This window comes from Rhodococcus sp. USK13 (genome assembly GCF_018343855.1).
GTDB classification, from domain to species: Bacteria; Actinomycetota; Actinomycetes; order Mycobacteriales; family Mycobacteriaceae; genus Rhodococcus_F; species Rhodococcus_F oxybenzonivorans.
The window spans coordinates 305,534-322,308 of the sequence record NZ_CP069242.1; the positions used below are offsets into that span (position 1 = coordinate 305,534).

At 65.9% G+C, this 16,775-nt stretch carries 18 protein-coding genes; 11 read left to right on the top strand and 7 right to left on the bottom strand.

Annotated features, from left to right (window positions below; all coding sequences use genetic code 11):
* Positions 1 to 870: a S49 family peptidase gene (locus JQT59_RS04185; protein ID WP_213574778.1), complete on the bottom strand. Its 870-nt coding sequence runs from the start codon at positions 868 to 870 to the stop codon at positions 1 to 3.
* A gap of 41 nt (positions 871 to 911) precedes the next feature.
* Here JQT59_RS04185 and JQT59_RS04190 point away from each other — a divergent pair, with 41 nt between their 5' ends.
* The gene (locus JQT59_RS04190; protein ID WP_213574780.1) at positions 912 to 1,841 is read left to right on the top strand and encodes an LLM class F420-dependent oxidoreductase; all 930 of its coding nucleotides are present in this window, start codon (positions 912 to 914) and stop codon (positions 1,839 to 1,841) included.
* A gap of 28 nt (positions 1,842 to 1,869) precedes the next feature.
* Entirely contained in the window at positions 1,870 to 2,361 is a 492-nt protein-coding gene (locus JQT59_RS04195) for a metallophosphoesterase family protein (RefSeq protein ID WP_109325958.1), read from the top strand.
* Between the two features lie 12 nt (positions 2,362 to 2,373).
* Here the strand turns inward: JQT59_RS04195 and JQT59_RS04200 are convergent, their stop codons facing one another.
* Both JQT59_RS04200 and JQT59_RS04205 read right to left on the bottom strand, forming a co-directional pair.
* On the bottom strand, positions 2,374 to 2,967 hold the full coding sequence (locus JQT59_RS04200; RefSeq protein WP_213574782.1) for an Rv1733c family protein: 594 nt from the start codon (positions 2,965 to 2,967) through the stop codon (positions 2,374 to 2,376).
* Between the two features lie 100 nt (positions 2,968 to 3,067).
* Entirely contained in the window at positions 3,068 to 4,039 is a 972-nt protein-coding gene (locus JQT59_RS04205) for an AraC family transcriptional regulator (protein ID WP_213574784.1), read from the bottom strand.
* 81 nt (positions 4,040 to 4,120) lie between these two features.
* On the opposite strand from JQT59_RS04205, the gene JQT59_RS04210 reads away from it, so the two are divergent.
* Together JQT59_RS04210 and JQT59_RS04215 are read left to right on the top strand one after the other, a co-directional pair.
* Positions 4,121 to 4,951: a Rossmann-fold NAD(P)-binding domain-containing protein gene (locus tag JQT59_RS04210; protein ID WP_213574786.1), complete on the top strand. Its 831-nt coding sequence runs from the start codon at positions 4,121 to 4,123 to the stop codon at positions 4,949 to 4,951.
* Positions 4,948 to 5,418, top strand: coding sequence for an anthrone oxygenase family protein (locus JQT59_RS04215; RefSeq protein ID WP_249354106.1), 471 nt, complete (start codon positions 4,948 to 4,950; stop codon positions 5,416 to 5,418). Before JQT59_RS04210 ends, JQT59_RS04215 begins: the two co-directional genes overlap by 4 nt.
* 1 nt (position 5,419) lies before the next feature.
* Here JQT59_RS04215 and msrA read toward each other — a convergent pair whose 3' ends face one another.
* Positions 5,420 to 6,130 (bottom strand): peptide-methionine (S)-S-oxide reductase MsrA, encoded by a 711-nt coding sequence (gene msrA, locus JQT59_RS04220; protein ID WP_213574788.1) that lies wholly within the window; start codon positions 6,128 to 6,130, stop codon positions 5,420 to 5,422.
* Positions 6,090 to 7,283: an acyltransferase family protein gene (locus JQT59_RS04225; RefSeq protein WP_213574790.1), complete on the bottom strand. Its 1,194-nt coding sequence runs from the start codon at positions 7,281 to 7,283 to the stop codon at positions 6,090 to 6,092. Before JQT59_RS04225 ends, msrA begins: the two co-directional genes overlap by 41 nt.
* Before the next feature lie 255 nt (positions 7,284 to 7,538).
* Between JQT59_RS04225 and JQT59_RS04230 the strand changes: the two genes are divergently transcribed.
* Entirely contained in the window at positions 7,539 to 8,162 is a 624-nt protein-coding gene (locus JQT59_RS04230; RefSeq protein ID WP_109334800.1) for a superoxide dismutase, read from the top strand.
* Between the two features lie 124 nt (positions 8,163 to 8,286).
* Positions 8,287 to 9,723, top strand: a complete 1,437-nt coding sequence (locus JQT59_RS04235) for an amidase (RefSeq protein WP_213574792.1) — start codon at positions 8,287 to 8,289, stop codon at positions 9,721 to 9,723.
* On the opposite strand, the gene JQT59_RS04240 is transcribed toward JQT59_RS04235, so the two are convergent.
* Positions 9,708 to 11,072 (bottom strand): YhgE/Pip domain-containing protein, encoded by a 1,365-nt coding sequence (locus JQT59_RS04240; protein ID WP_213574793.1) that lies wholly within the window; start codon positions 11,070 to 11,072, stop codon positions 9,708 to 9,710. The genes JQT59_RS04235 and JQT59_RS04240 overlap by 16 nt on opposite strands.
* 216 nt (positions 11,073 to 11,288) lie before the next feature.
* Between JQT59_RS04240 and JQT59_RS04245 the strand changes: the two genes are divergently transcribed.
* The 5 genes from JQT59_RS04245 to JQT59_RS04265 all read left to right on the top strand — a co-directional run bounded on the left by JQT59_RS04245 (position 11,289) and on the right by JQT59_RS04265 (position 16,378).
* Positions 11,289 to 11,816: a peptidase gene (locus tag JQT59_RS04245; protein ID WP_213574795.1), complete on the top strand. Its 528-nt coding sequence runs from the start codon at positions 11,289 to 11,291 to the stop codon at positions 11,814 to 11,816.
* A gap of 284 nt (positions 11,817 to 12,100) precedes the next feature.
* Positions 12,101 to 12,799 carry a TMEM165/GDT1 family protein gene (locus JQT59_RS04250; protein ID WP_213574797.1) on the top strand — a complete coding sequence of 233 codons (699 nt, stop codon included), beginning with the start codon at positions 12,101 to 12,103 and terminating at the stop codon, positions 12,797 to 12,799.
* A 100-nt stretch (positions 12,800 to 12,899) separates the two neighbouring features.
* A complete protein-coding gene (locus JQT59_RS04255) occupies positions 12,900 to 14,576 on the top strand; it encodes an NAD(P)/FAD-dependent oxidoreductase (protein ID WP_109334799.1) in 1,677 nt (558 codons plus the stop codon).
* A 13-nt stretch (positions 14,577 to 14,589) separates the two neighbouring features.
* Positions 14,590 to 16,038, top strand: a complete 1,449-nt coding sequence (locus JQT59_RS04260) for an ATP-binding protein (protein ID WP_213574799.1) — start codon at positions 14,590 to 14,592, stop codon at positions 16,036 to 16,038.
* A complete protein-coding gene (locus tag JQT59_RS04265) occupies positions 16,031 to 16,378 on the top strand; it encodes a UBP-type zinc finger domain-containing protein (protein WP_159918760.1) in 348 nt (115 codons plus the stop codon). The genes JQT59_RS04260 and JQT59_RS04265 overlap by 8 nt, the downstream gene beginning before the upstream one ends.
* Positions 16,379 to 16,387: 9 nt before the next feature.
* Here JQT59_RS04265 and JQT59_RS04270 read toward each other — a convergent pair whose 3' ends face one another.
* The gene (locus tag JQT59_RS04270; RefSeq protein WP_213574801.1) at positions 16,388 to 16,741 is read right to left on the bottom strand and encodes a hypothetical protein; all 354 of its coding nucleotides are present in this window, start codon (positions 16,739 to 16,741) and stop codon (positions 16,388 to 16,390) included.
* Positions 16,742 to 16,775: the final 34 nt, after the last annotated feature.

Genomic DNA, 16,775 nt, shown 5'->3' on the forward strand with positions numbered 1-16,775 from the left:
TCAGAGGCCGTACCGGGACCAGGCGACACGGGCCCTCGTCGCCCCGACCACGGCTGCCACGGCGTCGTCCCATCCGGCGGCGGGCACACCGAGTTTGGCGAAAAGTGACCGGCGCGGGCCCGTCAGTTCGATGGTGGCGTCGGGGAATCGCTTCTCCACCACCTCGCGAAGGGTACCGATTCCGTCGACGACGCCGAGTTCGACGGCCCGTCGCCCCAGCCACACTTCGCCGTTGAACAGCTCTTCCTCGGTCGCCTTCAGCTTGTCACCGCGACGTTCGATCACCCAGTTCCGAAACTCGTCGTGGATGCCCTCCTGGATCTGTTCGAGCCACCGCACGTCCTCCGACTTCTCGGCGAAGAACGGGTCGAGGCGGGCCTTCGCCTCACCTGCGGAGTGCAGCCGCCGCTCGATGCCCATGCGGTCGATCAGTTCGGAGAATCCGAACCCCGCCGAGATCACGCCGACGGAACCGACCACCGACGTCGCGGTGGCATAAATTTCGTCGGCCGCACACGCGAGCCAATATCCGCCGGACGCCGCGACATCTTCACAGAACGCGAGCACCGGCAGTTCGTGCTCGGACGCGAGCTGCCGAATGCGGGCGCCGATGTACTCACTCTGCGTCGGCGAACCACCGGGACTGTTGATGAGGAGTGCCACGGCCTTGGCGCCGTGTGCGGTGAAGGCCCGGCGAAGCGGTTCCTCGACCGACTCCGCGCTCAGGACCCGCCCGAAACCGGCGCCTCCCGACGTGATCATTCCGTGCATGCGCACCACCGGGACCACGCCCGCACCGCCGCCACCGAGTGCGTCGGGCAACCTGTCGGCCAGCGGTTTCGGCAGGGAGAGCGGGATCTTCTTGGCCATGAATTCAGCGTACCGACGACGCATCGGGCAAAGTGGCTGCCATGGAGTTGCGAATCTTCACCGAACCTCAGCAAGGCGCTACCTACACCGACCTTCTGGCCGTGGCGCAGGCCGCCGAACAATTCGGCTATGGCGCATTTTTCCGCTCCGATCACTACCTCGCGATGAACAGCGAGGGCTTGCCCGGCCCGACGGACGCGTGGATCACCTTGGCCGCTCTGGCCCGGGAGACCTCCACCATCCGGCTGGGCACCCTCGTCACCTCCGCGACCTTCCGACATCCGGGACCGTTGGCCATCTCGGTGGCGCAGGTCGACGACATGAGTGGCGGACGCGTCGACCTCGGGATCGGCGCCGGCTGGTTCGAGGAAGAGCACAAGGCGTACGGCATTCCGTTCCCTGTTCTGAAAGAGCGTTTCGAACGACTCGAAGAGTCGCTGGCGGTGATCACCGGGCTGTGGCGCACACCTCGTGGTGAGTCCTTCTCGTACAGCGGGAAGCACTTTCAGATCGAAAACTCACCTGCCCTTCCCAAACCCCGACAGCCGGAGGGCCCTCCCGTCGTGATCGGCGGTGCGGGCAAGAAGAAGACACCGGCTCTGGCCGCGAAGTACGCCGACGAGTTCAACGTTCCCTTCGCCTCCATCGAGGACACGCGCGACATCATCGAACGAGTCCATCTCGCGTGCAAGGCCATCGACCGCGATCCCACCGAGTTGGTGTACTCCAACGCGCTGGTGTTGTGCTGCGGCCGCACCGAGGAGGAAGTGTCCCGACGGGCCGCGAACATCGGTCGTGAGGTGAGCGAACTGCGGGAGAACGGACTCGCCGGGTCGCCCGCCGAATTGGTCGACAAGATCGGCCGTTACACCGAAGCGGGATCACAGCGGATTTACCTGCAGACCCTCGACCTGAGCGACCTCGACCACCTCGAACTGGTCGCGAGCGAGGTACTTCCGCAGCTGAGCTGAACCAGGACAACTACAGCACAATCGAGGTATGAGGTTGCTGCTTCTTGCCGACACCCATGTGCCCAAGCGTGCGCGGGATCTCCCCGCCCTCGTCTGGGAGGAGGTCGACAAGGCCGATGTGGTCATTCACGCCGGGGACTGGGTGGACGTGGCGCTGTTCGATGCCCTCGAGGAACGGTCCACCCGGCTCGTCGCCTGCTGGGGAAACAACGACGGCGACGACCTGCGGGCGCGGATGCCCGAGACGGCTGAGGTGACACTGGAGGGGGTCCGCTTCACTGTCGTGCACGAGACCGGGGCGTCCACCGGCCGGGACAAGCGGATGTCCGCCGCATACCCCGACACCGACGTTCTCGTCTTCGGGCACAGCCACATTCCGTGGGACACGGTCTCCGACACGGGTCTGCGACTGCTCAATCCGGGGTCACCCACGGATCGGCGTCGTCAGCCGTTCTGCACCTACATGACGGCCGAGGTTCGGGACGGGGAACTGCGCGAGGTCGAACTGCACCGACTGTGACGGGCCGCCCGGTCAGTGGCGGGTGGTCGAGTCCAGGAACTGGCGGAGGTCGCGGTCCCACTGGGCGTCGCGGGCACGGTTGAGGGACGCCCGGGTGATGAGGAAACCCGACATCGCGATCATCATCACCACGAACCAGGTGAACAGTCCGGCGATCACTCCGGCCACTCGTGCGGCAGACGCCGACATCGGCTGCGTGGTCAAGTTCCCTTCGCCGTCGACCCAGATCTGTTCCTCGGTGCCGGCGGGGGTGGCGGGATCGACGGTGATGTCGGCGCGGCGGGTCTGGTCACCCCACGTCCACTTGGCCGGGGCGGTGTCGACTCCGGACGGTGCGACATCGGAGGACATCGTCACTCCTGTGGAGTCGGCGAGGGTGGTCGCGGTGACGGTCCGGAACTCGGAGGTCTGCTGCTCGGCCAGCACCTGTTGGCTGGCGGCGGTCTTCGCACCCGCGAAGATGGCGAGCGGAAGCATCGCGAAGGCGAGAACGATCACTGCAAGCGTGAGAAGGTTCTCGATGCGGTCGGAACGTCGCATCAGTGGGTTGCGCCGGGTGGAGCCGGGCCGCAGCGGCAGCCCTCCCGCTCGAGAGTTCTTCCACATGTCGTTCCGGTCCTCTCGCCGACAATCTCCTGCTTCCAGGGTCGTACGCTTTGCAAACCAGATCAAGTCATCGAGGTGTGTGTTTGGGCACTGTGTGGTATTACACCTCCACTGATACTCCTCCCGGGGTTCGTCCGCATAGGGCCACTTCCCGGTGTTCTTTGGGGCTCATGCCCCGTACTCGCTTGAATGCCGCACTCAGCGCGAAACCGCTGCCGTACCCGACTCGTTGGGCAACCGCGGCCACGGTGGCGTCGGGCTCGCGGAGCAGATCGGCGGCCAGAGCAAGCCGCCAGTGGGCCAAGTAGGTCATCGGCGGCTCCCCGACCAGTTCGGTGAACCTGCGAGCAAGGCCGGCCCGGGACATCCCGGTCTCGGCGGCAAGCGAAGCGACGGTCCACGGTTGCGCCGGATTGTTCTGGAGGATGCGCATCGCCTTGCCGACCACCGGATCGGTCTGTGCCCGCACCCACGACGGCGCCTCGACCGCAGGCCGGGCGAACCACACACGCAGCACGGCGATGAGCAGTAGATCGAGCAGCCGGTCGAGAACCGCTTCCTGACCGGGCTCGTCGCGCACCACCTCGTCGTGCAGAAGGGTGACCAGCCGGGAGTCCCAGTCGGTGCGGCGTTGCACCACCAGCGGGGGCAGCGCCGACAGCAGACGGCGGCTGATTTCGCCGGGAGTCGTATACGTTCCGGTCAACAGCACGGTGCGGCCGCTGGGGTTGTTTCCCCACGTCCGGACGCCCAGATCCATCGATTCGGCGAGCGGTTCCCCGTGCAGCGTCGTGCAGCTCTGGTCGGGATTGATGACGACGCGCGGCGCCCTCGCCGGGTCATCCGCGACGACGTAGCGTTCCGGTCCACGCACGACGGCGATGTCCCCCTCGGTCAACCGGATGGGTTCGCCGGCATGGGGGGAGATCCACGCCTCGCCGCGGCCCACGGCCACGAGACTGAGCGGTGCACGGTCGTCGATCTGCAGTGACCACGGTGGTTCCATGATCGAGCGGAGCACGAAGGCTCCGGTGGCACGGGGTCCGCTGATGAGACCGGCGAGGGGATCCATAGTCGCGATCGTAGACGCTGGCGTATGGATGAGCGCTTCTCGACCATGGATAGTCTCATCACTTCCGTCTTGACTGGACGCATGACAACGACAACCTCCACCCTCGTCCTGACCGGCACCGGCAAGATCGGCGGTCGCGTTCTCCGCGGACTCGCCGCCGCGGGAGCGTCCGCCCGCAGTGGTTCACGATCCGGCAACCCGCCCTTCGACTGGGATGACGAAGACACGTGGACGCCCGCGCTCGAGGGCATCACCTCGGTGTACATCGCCTACTACCCGGACCTCGCCGTGCCGGGGGCCGCCGAGGTGGTCGAGAAATTCACCGAGACTGCGGTGGCGGCCGGAGCGCAAAGGCTGGTTCTGCTGTCCGGCCGGGGCGAACCGGAGGCGGAGCGGAGCGAACAGGTGGTGCAGAAGTCGGGCGTGGAGTGGACCATCCTTCGCTCGAGTTGGTTCAGCCAGAACTTCAGTGAGAGTTTCATGGCCGACTCGTTGCGCACCGGAACTCTCACTCTGCCCGTCGGCGACGTCCTCGAACCCTTCGTCGACGCCGACGATCTCGCCGACATCGCCGTCGCCACACTCACCGAGGACGGACACGCGGGCGAGTTGTACGAGGTGACCGGCCCCCGCTTGATGTCGTTCGCCGACGCCGTCGCCGCAATCTCGGAGGCAACGGGGCGCGACTTCCGTTATGTCGCCACCACTTCGGCGGACTATGCGTCACTGCTGGCCGCGGCAGGGTTGGCCACCGATGCGATCGGTCTGCTCACCTACCTGTTCGAGGACGTTCTCGACGGGCGAAATGCATATCTCACCGACGGTGTGGAGCGGGCTCTCGGACGGGCACCGAAGGACTTCGCCGACTACGCCCGCGCCGCGGCGGCAGCGGGCGTCTGGAAGGAGAGGTGACGGTGCGTTCACTGCTGATCGTCACGGCCGTGGGGGCGGGGTTGATCGGCGGTGTGATGTTCGCGTTCTCGACATTCATCATGCCGGCACTGAGCCGCCTCGAACCGCGACAGGGCATCGCGGCCATGCAGGCAATCAACCGTGCAGCGCCGAATGCGTTCTTCATGACTGCGTTGTTCGGTACGGCGGTGACCTCGATTGCGCTGGCGGTGGCGACGGTGGTCCGGCACGACGCGTCGGCGAGCTACGCAGTGGTTGCGTGCGTTCTCTATCTCACCGGGATCGTGTTGACGGTGGTCTATCACGTCCCGCGCAACAACGCGCTGGACGCGGTCGATCCCGGCGGGAACGACGCAGCGGACGTCTGGGGAAACTACGTGCCCGGGTGGACTGCATGGAACCACGTGCGCACGGTCAGCGCACTGTCGGCCTCGGCGGTGCTCGTATGGGCGGCGACCGGAACCTGAGCTACGACGGCGGAAGCACGTCCGTCTGAGAGGGGACCTCGTCCTGCTTCAGCACTCCGACGGGGCAGCTGACTCCGGTGGCGTGCACCGGGCAATAGCCGCCGGGGTTCTTGGCGAGGTACTGCTGGTGGTAGTCCTCCGCGTAGAAGAACTGGGTGAGCGGGGCGATCTCGGTGGTGATTGCCCCGTAACCGGCTTCGGCGAGGCGTTTTTCGAAAGCCTCGGCCGTCGCTTCCGCGATCTCGACCTGCGACTCATTCATCGTGTAGATCGCGGACCGGTACTGCGTGCCCTGGTCGTTGCCCTGCCGCATGCCTTGGGTGGGATCGTGATTCTCCCAGAACTCCTTCAGAACTTCGGCGTACGAGATGACCTGCGGATCGAACACCACGAACACGACCTCGGTGTGCCCGGTACGGCCGGAGCAGGTCTCCTCGTAGGTGGGATTCGGGGTATAGCCACCTGCGTATCCGACAGCGGTCGTGTACACGCCGTCGAGCTGCCAGAACTCTTTCTCGGCGCCCCAGAAACATCCCATCCCCAGCACCGCGGTCTGCATTCCTTCGGGGAACGGCGGCTGCAGCGGATGACCGTTCACGAAGTGCGTCGCCGGAACCGGCATCGGCCGATCCCGGCCGGGGAGCGCACCCTCGGCGGTGACCATCGTCGACTTAGCGGTTGCCCGACCCAGCAGCTCGTCGTACCAAGACATGACTCGATGCTACGCGCGCAGTCGCAGGCGTCTCCTCGACCGATGTCGCCGTTTCACCCGGGTCCGGAACGCGAGCGGCGACCCACCGCGAGGCAGGCAATTCCACCCATCGGTACAGCGCCTCCGAGATCAGCGCGGTCACCAGGAGGAAGACGACGATGGCACCGGTCGCGCCGAAATGGCCGACGGTGTGCTCGTACACCCGGTACAAAACGAGCGTATGGACGAGGTAGATCGCGTAACTGCGCGTCGCCGTCCAGCGGACGACGGCCCAGTGGGCGGCCGGTCCGTCGTACCGGCCGACGAGCACGACGCACGCGGTGACGACGGCGAATGTCCACAGGTAGTGCTCCCCTGCCCAGTACACCCGGAAGTCGGTGGCGAGGTGGATGACGTTCACCTGGGCGAGCCCGGCGATGATGATCCATCGCGGCTCCGCGAGCCTGGCCCAGCCGAGGTAGATGAGTTGACCGAGCAACACGGCGGGCATCGTCGCGGCGATCTTGGACAGCATCGGGACCGTGTAGGGCTGCGGTACGTACAGGTTGTAGAGCAGGATCAGCGAGCAGATCGCGGCGCCGGCGAGAGGCATCGCAATGGGTGTGGCGCGTAGGACCGGCCGCGCGGCGACGCAGGCCACATAGAAGAAAATCTGCACGGCCAGGGTCCACGTGACGCCGAGTACCGCGACTTCCGGTTTGAGGAAGAATCCGCCGAGCACGAAGCTCAGGAGGGCGTCGACGTTGGAGATTCCGTCCTGCCCGCTGAACATGCCGTTGATTCCCAGGCGTACCAGGACAACGGCGGCGAGAATCGCCACCCAGAATGCGGGCAGGATGCGCCCGAGCCGGTTGAACAGGAATCGCCCGGGAGGGTGACGAATAGCCGAACGGGTGATCAACACACCGGTCAGCATCATGAATACGGCGACACCGAGAAAAGACAAATGCTGATTCAGTCCGGCCCGTTCGATAAATATCTGATAGACGACGTCGATGAACCACCATCCCGTTCCGAGATCGTCGATCAGATAGAACGAGATGTGCGAATAGATGACGGTCAGGACCGCGAAGAAACGCAGCAGATTCGCGCCCGTGAGCTCCACGCGCGGTGCGGCCGCGTGTGAATCTGCAACAGGTATCAGCAAAGGCACCGCGACAGCTTAAGGTTCCGTTCACCGGGCAGACGAATTTTCACGACCGCCGGAGCCGCCGTGTCAGATTTTTTTCGGGTAGCCGAACTTTACTGTGAGGGAATCGCCCCCTGTGCCCCGGTGTTGCGCACGGTGTACCAATGAGATTGGGTATACACCCGAGAACGATTGGAAAAGGCGGGTGCGTGACGCATGCTCACGCGGCGTTCGCACCCGGAAGAATCAGGGCCACACGCCCACAAAGAAGGGACCCTCGTGTCTGAATACACGCTGCCGGAACTCCCCTACGATTACGCAGCTCTCGAGCCGCACATCTCCGGCAAGATCATGGAGCTGCACCACGACAAGCACCACGCCACCTATGTCAAGGGCGCCAACACCGCCCTCGAGAAGATGGCCGAAGCCCGCGAGGACGGCACCATCGCCGACAAGGCGCTGCTGCTCTCCCGCAACCTGGCCTTCAACCTCGGTGGACACACCAACCACTCCATCTTCTGGAAGAACCTCTCGCCCAACGGTGGCGACAAGCCCACCGGCGAGTTGGCCGCCGCGATCGACGACCAGTTCGGTTCGTTCGACAAGTTCCAGGCTCACTTCACCGGTGTCGCGACCACCCTGCAGGGTTCGGGCTGGGCACTGCTCGGCTACGACACCATCGGCCAGCGCCTGGTCATCGAGCAGATGACCGATCAGCACGGCAACATCACCGCCGCGCTGATCCCCGTGGTCATGCTCGACATGTGGGAGCACGCCTTCTACCTCGACTACCAGAACGTCAAGCCGGACTACGTCAAGGCTTGGTGGAACATCGTGAACTGGGCAGACGCCGAGGAACGCTTCACCCGCGCCCGCACCCAGGGCGCCGGCCTCATCGGCTGATCTCCTCTCTTCTCTCACGAGCGCACAGAACGCCTCCGGGCATTTCTGTGCGCTCGTGCCGTTCCGGTACCCTCACCACTCCGGAATTCGTCCGAGTTGGCCGTGCGTCCAATAGCCTTGATCCGTGACCGACAACAGCACGCCACGTAAAGACTCCGCCGTCCACGCCTTCCGCGACGATGCGCTGGGCGATCTGGACGCCACCGGTATCGCGGAGCGGATCGCGTCCAAGGAAGTCTCGGTCCGTGAGGTGACCGAAGCGGCAATCGCCCGAGCCGAGTCGGTCGAACCATTACTGTGCGGGCTGGCGTTCCCCGACTTCGACCGCGCCCTGACAGAATCGGGACGCCCCCACGAAGGCGTGTTCGCCGGGGTGCCGACGGTCATCAAAGACAACGTCGACGTCGCCGGCCAGCCCACCCAGCACGGCAGCGCAGCGTTCACCGCCACCCCGGCCCGGGCCGACAGCGACTTCGTGGCGCAATACCTGTCCACCGGAATCGTCTCGCTCGGGAAGAGCCGGCTACCGGAATTCGGGTTCAGTGCCTCGACGGAATTCATGGACGCAGAACCGGTGCACAACCCGTGGAACCTCGCGTACTCCCCCGGCGCCTCCTCCGGCGGTTCGGCCGCGCTCGTCGCGTCCGGGGTGATTCCGATCGCCCACGCGAACGACGGCGGCGGCTCCATCCGCATTCCCGCCGCGGCCTGCGGGCTCGTCGGACTCAAACCGTCCCGGGGTCGCACGGTGCCCGATGCCATGGACAAGACGCTGCCCGTCAGGATCATCTCGCAGGGCGCCGTCACCCGGTCGGTCCGCGATACCGCTCGGTGGATGGCCGCGGCCGAACGCTACTACCGCAATCCGACGCTGCCGCCCATCCGATTGGTGGAGGGGCCCAGCACCACCAGGCTCCGCATCGGCGTGGTCGTCGATTCCGTCACCACGTCTCCCACCGACGACGAAACGCGAAAGTCGGTTCACGCCACCGCCGACCTGCTCGCAGCGCTGGGACATCACGTCGAGGAAGCACCGATGCCGGTGAACCAGTCCTTCGTCGACGATTTCTGCACCTACTGGGGATTTCTCGCGTTCGTCATTTCCAACAACGGCAAGCGGATGCTCGGGCCGGATTTCGATCGAGCAGGTACCGACAACCTCACACGCGGGCTGGCTGCGATGTACCGAAAGAAAATGGCCAGGACACCCCAGATGCTGTACCGGCTGCGTCGTACGTACCGCGAGTACGCCCAGGTGTTCCAGACGTACGACGTGGTGCTCTCACCCACTCTTGCACACACGACGCCCGAACTCGGATACCTCTCCCCCAGACAAGGTTTCGAGGAACTGTTCGACAAGCTCATCGCCTACACGGCGTTCACGCCGCTCAACAACGCATCCGGTGGCCCTGCCATCTCCCTTCCGCTGCACGAGACGTCGCAGGGGCTTCCGCTCGCCTCGCATTTCTCCGCGAACCACGGGGACGAGCGCACCCTGCTCGAGTTGGCGTTCGAGTTGGAGCAGGCAACTCCCTGGCGACGCATTCAGGATGCGCGCTGAAAGTTACCTCTTCGCAGGCTCATCCAGACAACGATGCCGGCGAGTAGCACCGTCGTGCACCCGAATCCGACGGCCAGGTGACCGGCGGTCAGGATCGGTGTCGAGCCGCTGACGCTGCGTGACACCGCGACCGGGTCCGCGAGAACTGTCGCCAATTGCGTCTGCTGCGCCCCGGACCGGGCAGGCATGGCGGCCACCCCGGCATTGAGGTCGGTCGACAGTTGCCCCGACAGTGCCTTCAATTTCGCAAAGCCGTCGACGATCTGCGTGGTGGCACCGGCCAGCAGCTCGGGAGCCTGATCAGCGATCGGGACGATGCCGTCGTTCAGTTGGCGCGCGCCACTGCTCAGTTCGGCACTTGCGTCGGTCAGCTGTCCCATCGCCACCCGGACGAGTTCACCCAGGTCGGTGTCGGGGCCGACTTGCTCACCCAGAAGCCCCGGGACCGAAGTCAACTGACCTGAAAGCAATCCCAGGTCCGCACTCACCTGCTGTAGGGCCGGAACCACCTCGGGCGCGACGGGGGTGGCCGCGAGAACGCGGATCGCCGCATCGATTCTCGTGCGCATCTGCACGGCACTGTCGTTCGCTTCACCCAAGGTCAATCCCAGCGCGCTCAGCCGATCTGCCAGGTCGTTCGCCGTTCCGGCCGTCTCGTCGACCACACCCGCTACCTGATCCGCCACACCGAGGAGTTGCACTGCGCCCGATCGCGCCGTCTCGAGGTACGGCAGCAGCGTGTCGGCGCCTGCGGTGAGTTGCTGTGCCGCATCGTCCGCCGCGGACGTGCCCGCCGCGAGAAGTCCGGCTGCCATCCCCGCCTGCTGAAAGGCAGTCCGCGACTTCGACATGTCGGCCAGCAGGTCGGCGACACCGTCGGCACCGACCTGAGAAGACACCACCTCGGACAGCCTGATGGCTGCCACCTCGTCTGCGCCCTCCACGTCGAGACCGAGGGTGGCCTGCCGTGGTTTCGAACCCCAGATCGACGACACGGCAGCACTGAAGTCATCGGGCACGGTGACGGTGGCGAAATAGTTGCCGGCCTCCGCCTCGTCGGCCGACACCACCCGCCAGTCGAAATCCTGATTCGCTTCGAGATTCCCGATCAGGGATTCCCCGGCCCGCACTGCCTCCCCTTCGACCGTGGCACCCGCATCCGCGTTCACGATCGCCACCGTCCGGCTGTCCGGCGCGTCACCGAGAAACAGGGCGCCGAGGCCGGCCGCGGAGACGGCGACGAGCGCGGTCAGGCCGAGTGCGGCGGTACGCCGGGGCGTGAAGAACTGTCGCATCGTGTCGGTTGCGGCGTGGTGGCCGACGGATTTCCCTGGGCGCTCAGACGTCATTCCGGTGAGGGTAGGAGGCTTTGATAGCGCGGGCTTGTGGGCTTTCTGAGGGTTCTCTGAGGAACGGGCGCCGTCCGCCGCCCGATGAGCACTCCTGTGCGTTAGCACTCATGTGCACTTGTGTGCCAGGCATTGTTCGGTGCATTCTTCAAGTACCCAACGAGGTGTGCGCACGAGGCATGTTTCCAGCACGTCATTCACACCGAGGAGGCAGAGATGAACAGGGACGGCTACATCGGCATCTCGCCCTTCCAGGCCGCAGGTACTTTGCGCGGGTTCGTCATTTCGGGGCGTTGGCCCGACACCACCAAGGAATGGGCGCAGCTACTTGCCCTCGCCGTTCGGGTGGCGTGCATTCCGGGGCTTCTGCACACCACGACGGTGTTCGGCGCCCGCGAGGATCTGCCGGAGGAACCGGAGCCCGAGACCGTCGGCCTCGTGGTTGCCGAGGGCACGGTCCTCGGTGAGTTCGCGCTGTCTCCCGGGCGGTTCGCGGACCATCAGCCACCGGCGTTGATGATGCTGCACCCACCGTCGGAGACCACGCCGTCGTTGCCGGAATGTGCAGGTGCGGCATCCGGTTGCGTCCTGCTGCCCGGCCTGCCTCACCTCGGTCTCGACCACCGGGCGGCGTGGGTGGAGGCGGAGGCGGACGGCACGGTCACCTCCATGGTCAGCCGAGTCGGCATCGACCCGATCAGCGACCCCGACACCGCTGTTTTGGCGATGCTGCTGGCGTCGTGAGGGTTCCCGAAACCTCACGACGCGGTTGTCCAAACTTATTGTCGCCTTTGTGTTTTCGGATCCTCCCCGCTAGCGTGAAGGTCAGCGAAGGGGAGTAGCCCCCAATCGCCAGTGTCGACATATCGGTACTGTGACGCGAGTCACCGGACCCGGCCTGGTGAACCGGCACCGTGACGTCTCTCGGTGCCGGTGGGCGAGACCTTCGGCCGAGTGGGCGCGTCAGTGCCTGCCACGCCGGGGGACCCACCTGTCAATCCTCCGACCGACTGCTCTAGGAGGATGTTGTGCTGGCCGCGGTGCTGCTGAGTTTCGGGGTGATCTTCGTCGCCGAACTGGGTGACAAATCCCAGCTGATGGCGATGACGTTCGCGCTGCGCTACCGGTGGTGGGTGGTGATCTCGGGCATCACGGTCGCGACGACGGTGGTGCATCTGGTGTCGATCGCCGTGGGTCACAGCCTCGGAGTCGCCCTTCCCACCGGCGCGATCAGTGTGGTCGGTGGGGTCGCGTTCCTGATCTTCGGTGCGTGGACACTGCGCGGTGACCGCCTCAGCGACGAGGAGCAACTCAAGGCCGGCCGCACCGCCCGTTCCGCGCTTCTGGCGGTGACATCCGCTTTCTTCCTCGCCGAACTGGGCGACAAGACGATGCTCGCCACCATCACCCTCGCCACCGACCACGACACGGTCGGCGTGTGGATCGGCTCGACTGTCGGCATGGTGGCGGCCGACGCCCTGGCCATCCTGCTCGGCGCGGTCCTGGGCAAGCACCTGCCGGAGAGAGTCATCCGGATCGGCGCCGCGGTGTCGTTCTTCGCCTTCGGGGCCTGGTTACTGCTGGGAGGTCTGCTACCGGGCAGCGCGGCGGGCCCACTCGCGGCCGGCGCCGTCGTCGTCACCGCCGTCGCTGTCGCAGCGGGTCGTACCGTGTGGTCCCGTCGCCGGACGCACGCTCCGGTGAAGGATCAGGAGTTGCTGCACTGACCGCAGTCCGGCGCCTTCCCGGTGAGTCGACAAGGTCACGCAGTACGGGCGATACTCGACGCGAAAGTTGCTCTATGTTCTCCGCGGACGAGAGGCGTGTGTGAACCATCCCGTTGCGAGCGCCAAACCCGCGCTTCTCACAGTCGACGACGATCCTGGAGTGTCTCGCGCCGTCGCGCGGGACTTGCGGCGCCGGTACGGCGAGAAGTACCGCATCATCCGCGCCGAGTCCGGCGAATCCGCACTGGAAGCGCTGCGCGAGCTGAAACTGCGCGGCGACCCCGTCGCGGTCATTCTCGCCGATTACCGCATGCCGGCCATGAGCGGAATCGAGTTCCTCGAGAAGGCCATGGACCTCTACCCGGTGGCCCGGCGCGTGCTGCTCACCGCATACGCGGACACCGATGCGGCGATCGAGGCGATCAACGTGATCGACCTCGACTACTACCTGCTCAAACCCTGGGATCCGCCGGAGGAGAAGCTGTATCCGGTGGTCGACGCGCTGCTCGACGCCTGGGCGTCGTCGGAGCGGCACCCGGTGGAGGAAACCAAGGTGATCGGCCACCGTTGGGCGGCCCGGTCGTCGGAGGTGCGCGAGTTCCTCGCACGCAACCAACTCTCGTATCGCTGGTACATGTCGGACGAACCGGAAGGCGAGCGACTTCTCGCCGCCGCAGGTGCCGACGGACTTCGGTTGCCTGTCGTCATCTGCCCGGACGGTGACGTCCTGGTCGAGCCGGCCGACACCGAGCTGGGCAATCGGCTGGGGTTACGGACGTCGCCGTCGGAGAACTTTTACGATCTCGTCGTCGTCGGAGGCGGTCCCGCCGGGCTGGGCGCCGCGGTCTACGGCGCCTCCGAAGGTTTGCGCACCGCGCTCGTCGAGCGGACGGCAACCGGCGGGCAGGCGGGTCAGAGCAGCCGTATCGAGAACTACCTCGGATTCCCCGACGGCGTGTCCGGCGCTCAGCTGGCCGACCGCGCCCGTCGGCAGGCAACTCGGTTCGGGGCCGAGCTGATCACCACGCGCGACGTGGTGGCTCTCGAGGTGAACGGCTCGGCGCGCACGGTGCGATTCGCCGACGGCCACACCATCGACGCGCATACCGTGATTCTGGCCACCGGGGTCTCCTATCGGCGCCACCCCGCGCCCGGGATCGACGAGCTCACCGGACGTGGGGTCTTCTACGGGTCGGCCGTCACCGAGGCGGCCCGCTGCGCGGATCAGGATGTGTACATCGTCGGCGGCGCCAACTCTGCGGGGCAGGCCGCGATGTACCTGGCGCGGGGCGCGCGCACCGTCACGATCGTGGTCCGGGCGAAGTCGCTCGAAGACTCGATGTCGTATTACCTGATCCAGCAGATTCAGCAGAACCCGCGAATACGCGTCCGGCCGTGCACCGAGGTGGTCGGAGTGGAAGGGGACGGCCACCTCGAGAGGATCCGGCTGCGCGACAATGCGGGTGGGTACGAGGAGACCGTCGATGCCGGGTTCCTCTTCCTGTTCATCGGGGCCGCCCCGCGCACCGAGTGGCTCGACGGTGTGGTGATTCGCGACGAGCACGGATTCGTGGTGTCCGGCCCGGATCTCGTCGTGGACGGGAAGGCGCCGAGCGGCTGGCCACTCGACCGGCTACCGCACCACCTCGAAACCAGCGTCCCCGGAATCTTCGCCGCGGGCGACGTTCGGTCGGAGTCGGCCAAACGGGTGGCGTCGGCAGTCGGTGAAGGGGCGATGGCTGTCATGCTCGTGCACCGCTACATCGGACAACCGTGATCGGGGGCAGACCGTGACCACACTTTCCTGTTCCCCGGAAGAGCTCAGAACGCTCTTCCTGTTCGAGAAACTCGACGATCGCCAGCTCGGCCAGCTGTGCGGAAGCGGTCGCGTCGAGCTGATCGAACCGGGTCCCGTCTTCGCCGAGGGCGATGCCGCGACCTGCTTCTACGTGCTGATGGACGGCGAACTGGTCCTCGGCAAGTTGTCCGGGGGCGAGGAGATCGAGGTCAACCGAACCTCTCAGCGCGGCGTGTATGCCGGGGCGTGGCAGTCGTATCTCGGCGATCGCGCACCTCAGACGTACACGGCATCGTTGCGGGTCACGACGCCGTCCCGGTTCTTCGTGTTGGACGCCGACCGCTTCGGTGCCCTGATGCACGAGTGGTTCCCGATGGCAGTTCACCTGCTCGAAGGGTTGTTCTTCGGCACTGAGAACTCCCGTCAGATCGTCGACCAGCGCGAGCGGCTCCTCGCCCTCGGCTCACTGTCTGCGGGACTGACGCACGAGCTCAACAACCCGGCGGCCGCCGCAGTACGGGCGACGGCCTCGCTCCGCGACCGGGTGTCGCACATGCGGCAGAAGCTCGGTGTCATCGCGTCCGGGGTGTACGACCGGCAGGCACTCGCGACACTGATCCGGTTACAGGAGGAAGCGGCGGAACTGGTCGCGAAAGCCCCCACACTCACACCGCTGGAAGCCGCGGATCGCGAAGACCAGCTCGGCGACTGGTTCGACACGCATGGCGTCTCCGGCGGCTGGGACCTCGCTCCCACGTTCGTGCAGGCAGGCCTCGACATCCCCTGGCTCGAGCGGATCGTGGCGAGCGTCGACGACGACGCGGTGGTCGAGAGCACGATCCGGTGGCTCAACTACACCATCGAGACAGAGCTTCTGATGAACGAGATCGCCGATTCGACCGCCCGGGTGTCGACTCTGGTGAATGCCGCGAAGCAGTATTCGCAGATGGACCGTGCCCCATACCAGCGCGTCGACCTTCGCGAATTGCTCGACAGTTCGCTGGTGATGCTGGGACGCAAGATCGGCGACTCGGTCGCGGTGGTGAAGGACTACGACGCTTCCCTGCCTCAGGTTCCTGCCTATGCGGCGGAACTCAACCAGGTGTGGACGAACCTCATCGACAATGCCGTCGCCGCGATGCAGGGGCACGGCACTCTCACCGTCCGCACCCGGCGGGACGGCGACATGGCGCTCATCGAGATCGGCGACACCGGTCCCGGTGTGCCGGAAGAGATCCGCTCGCGTATCTTCGAGCCCTTCTTCACCACGAAGCCCGTCGGAGAAGGCACCGGCCTGGGCCTCGACATCTCCTGGCGCATCGTGGTGAAGAAACACCGCGGCGATCTCCGCGTTCACTCCGAGCCGGGTGATACCCGCTTCCAGGTTCGCATCCCGATCGAGCCGGAAGTGACAGCGATGGAAGGAGACTCGCATGGGTGAAGTGGAAGGCATCGACACGAGCGTCGCACCGAGCGGTACCGGTTGCGTCGAATGCGACGCCGCCGGTGGGTGGTGGGTTCACCTGCGGCGCTGCGCACTGTGCGGACACGTCGGATGCTGTGACTCCTCGCCGGCGCAGCACGCCAGCCGGCACGCCGCCGACACCGGTCACCCGGTGGTGCAAAGCTTCGAGCCCGGCGAATCGTGGTTCTGGAACTATGCCACCGATCAAGTGTTCCAGGGCCCCGAACTGGCTGCACCGCAACATCATCCGCTCGAGCAGACCATTCCGGGCCCCGCCGACCGCGTGCCGCAGGACTGGCAGAAACACATCCACTGATCTGCCGAGCTAGAGACCGGCACTGTTCACTTGTGCCGCGGTCGCGGCGTCCTGTTCGTCGTAGCGGGCCAGCGTCGCCTCGAACGTCGCCTTCATCGCCGCGGCGTGGCGTTCGTGCGCGGCGAGAACACCGACCGCGGTGTTCTCGTACGCCACACCGGAACCGCCCACGGCCGTCGCCCGAAAGCGCTCGGCCAGCGCCGCCGCCGACCGCAGATGCGTTTCGCCCAAACCGAAGTTGTCGGGCGCGAGTTCCCGGTAGGCCCGCAGTCGCAACTCCGCCATGTCCGACGCCAGCGCGTCACACGCCGCGATGCAGCGCAGCAGCGCCTCGCGATCGACTTCCATCTGATTCCCGGTCATCCGTCCCCCCACCGTTTTGCCTGCGCCTCCCGTG

Excerpts from the sequence above, each read along its gene's own strand:
- JQT59_RS04265 (WP_159918760.1), top strand. The coding sequence starts at position 16,031 with ATGGGTGAAGTGGAAGGCATCGACACGAGCGTCGCACCGAGCGGTACC.
- JQT59_RS04205 (WP_213574784.1), bottom strand. The coding sequence starts at position 4,039 with ATGGATCCCCTCGCCGGTCTCATCAGCGGACCCCGTGCCACCGGAGCC.
- JQT59_RS04245 (WP_213574795.1), top strand. The coding sequence starts at position 11,289 with ATGAACAGGGACGGCTACATCGGCATCTCGCCCTTCCAGGCCGCAGGT.
- JQT59_RS04185 (WP_213574778.1), bottom strand. The coding sequence starts at position 870 with ATGGCCAAGAAGATCCCGCTCTCCCTGCCGAAACCGCTGGCCGACAGG.
- msrA (WP_213574788.1), bottom strand. The coding sequence starts at position 6,130 with ATGTCTTGGTACGACGAGCTGCTGGGTCGGGCAACCGCTAAGTCGACG.
- JQT59_RS04270 (WP_213574801.1), bottom strand. The coding sequence starts at position 16,741 with ATGACCGGGAATCAGATGGAAGTCGATCGCGAGGCGCTGCTGCGCTGC.
- JQT59_RS04190 (WP_213574780.1), top strand. The coding sequence starts at position 912 with ATGGAGTTGCGAATCTTCACCGAACCTCAGCAAGGCGCTACCTACACC.
- JQT59_RS04200 (WP_213574782.1), bottom strand. The coding sequence starts at position 2,967 with ATGTGGAAGAACTCTCGAGCGGGAGGGCTGCCGCTGCGGCCCGGCTCC.
- JQT59_RS04195 (WP_109325958.1), top strand. The coding sequence starts at position 1,870 with ATGAGGTTGCTGCTTCTTGCCGACACCCATGTGCCCAAGCGTGCGCGG.
- JQT59_RS04210 (WP_213574786.1), top strand. The coding sequence starts at position 4,121 with ATGACAACGACAACCTCCACCCTCGTCCTGACCGGCACCGGCAAGATC.
- JQT59_RS04240 (WP_213574793.1), bottom strand. The coding sequence starts at position 11,072 with ATGACGTCTGAGCGCCCAGGGAAATCCGTCGGCCACCACGCCGCAACC.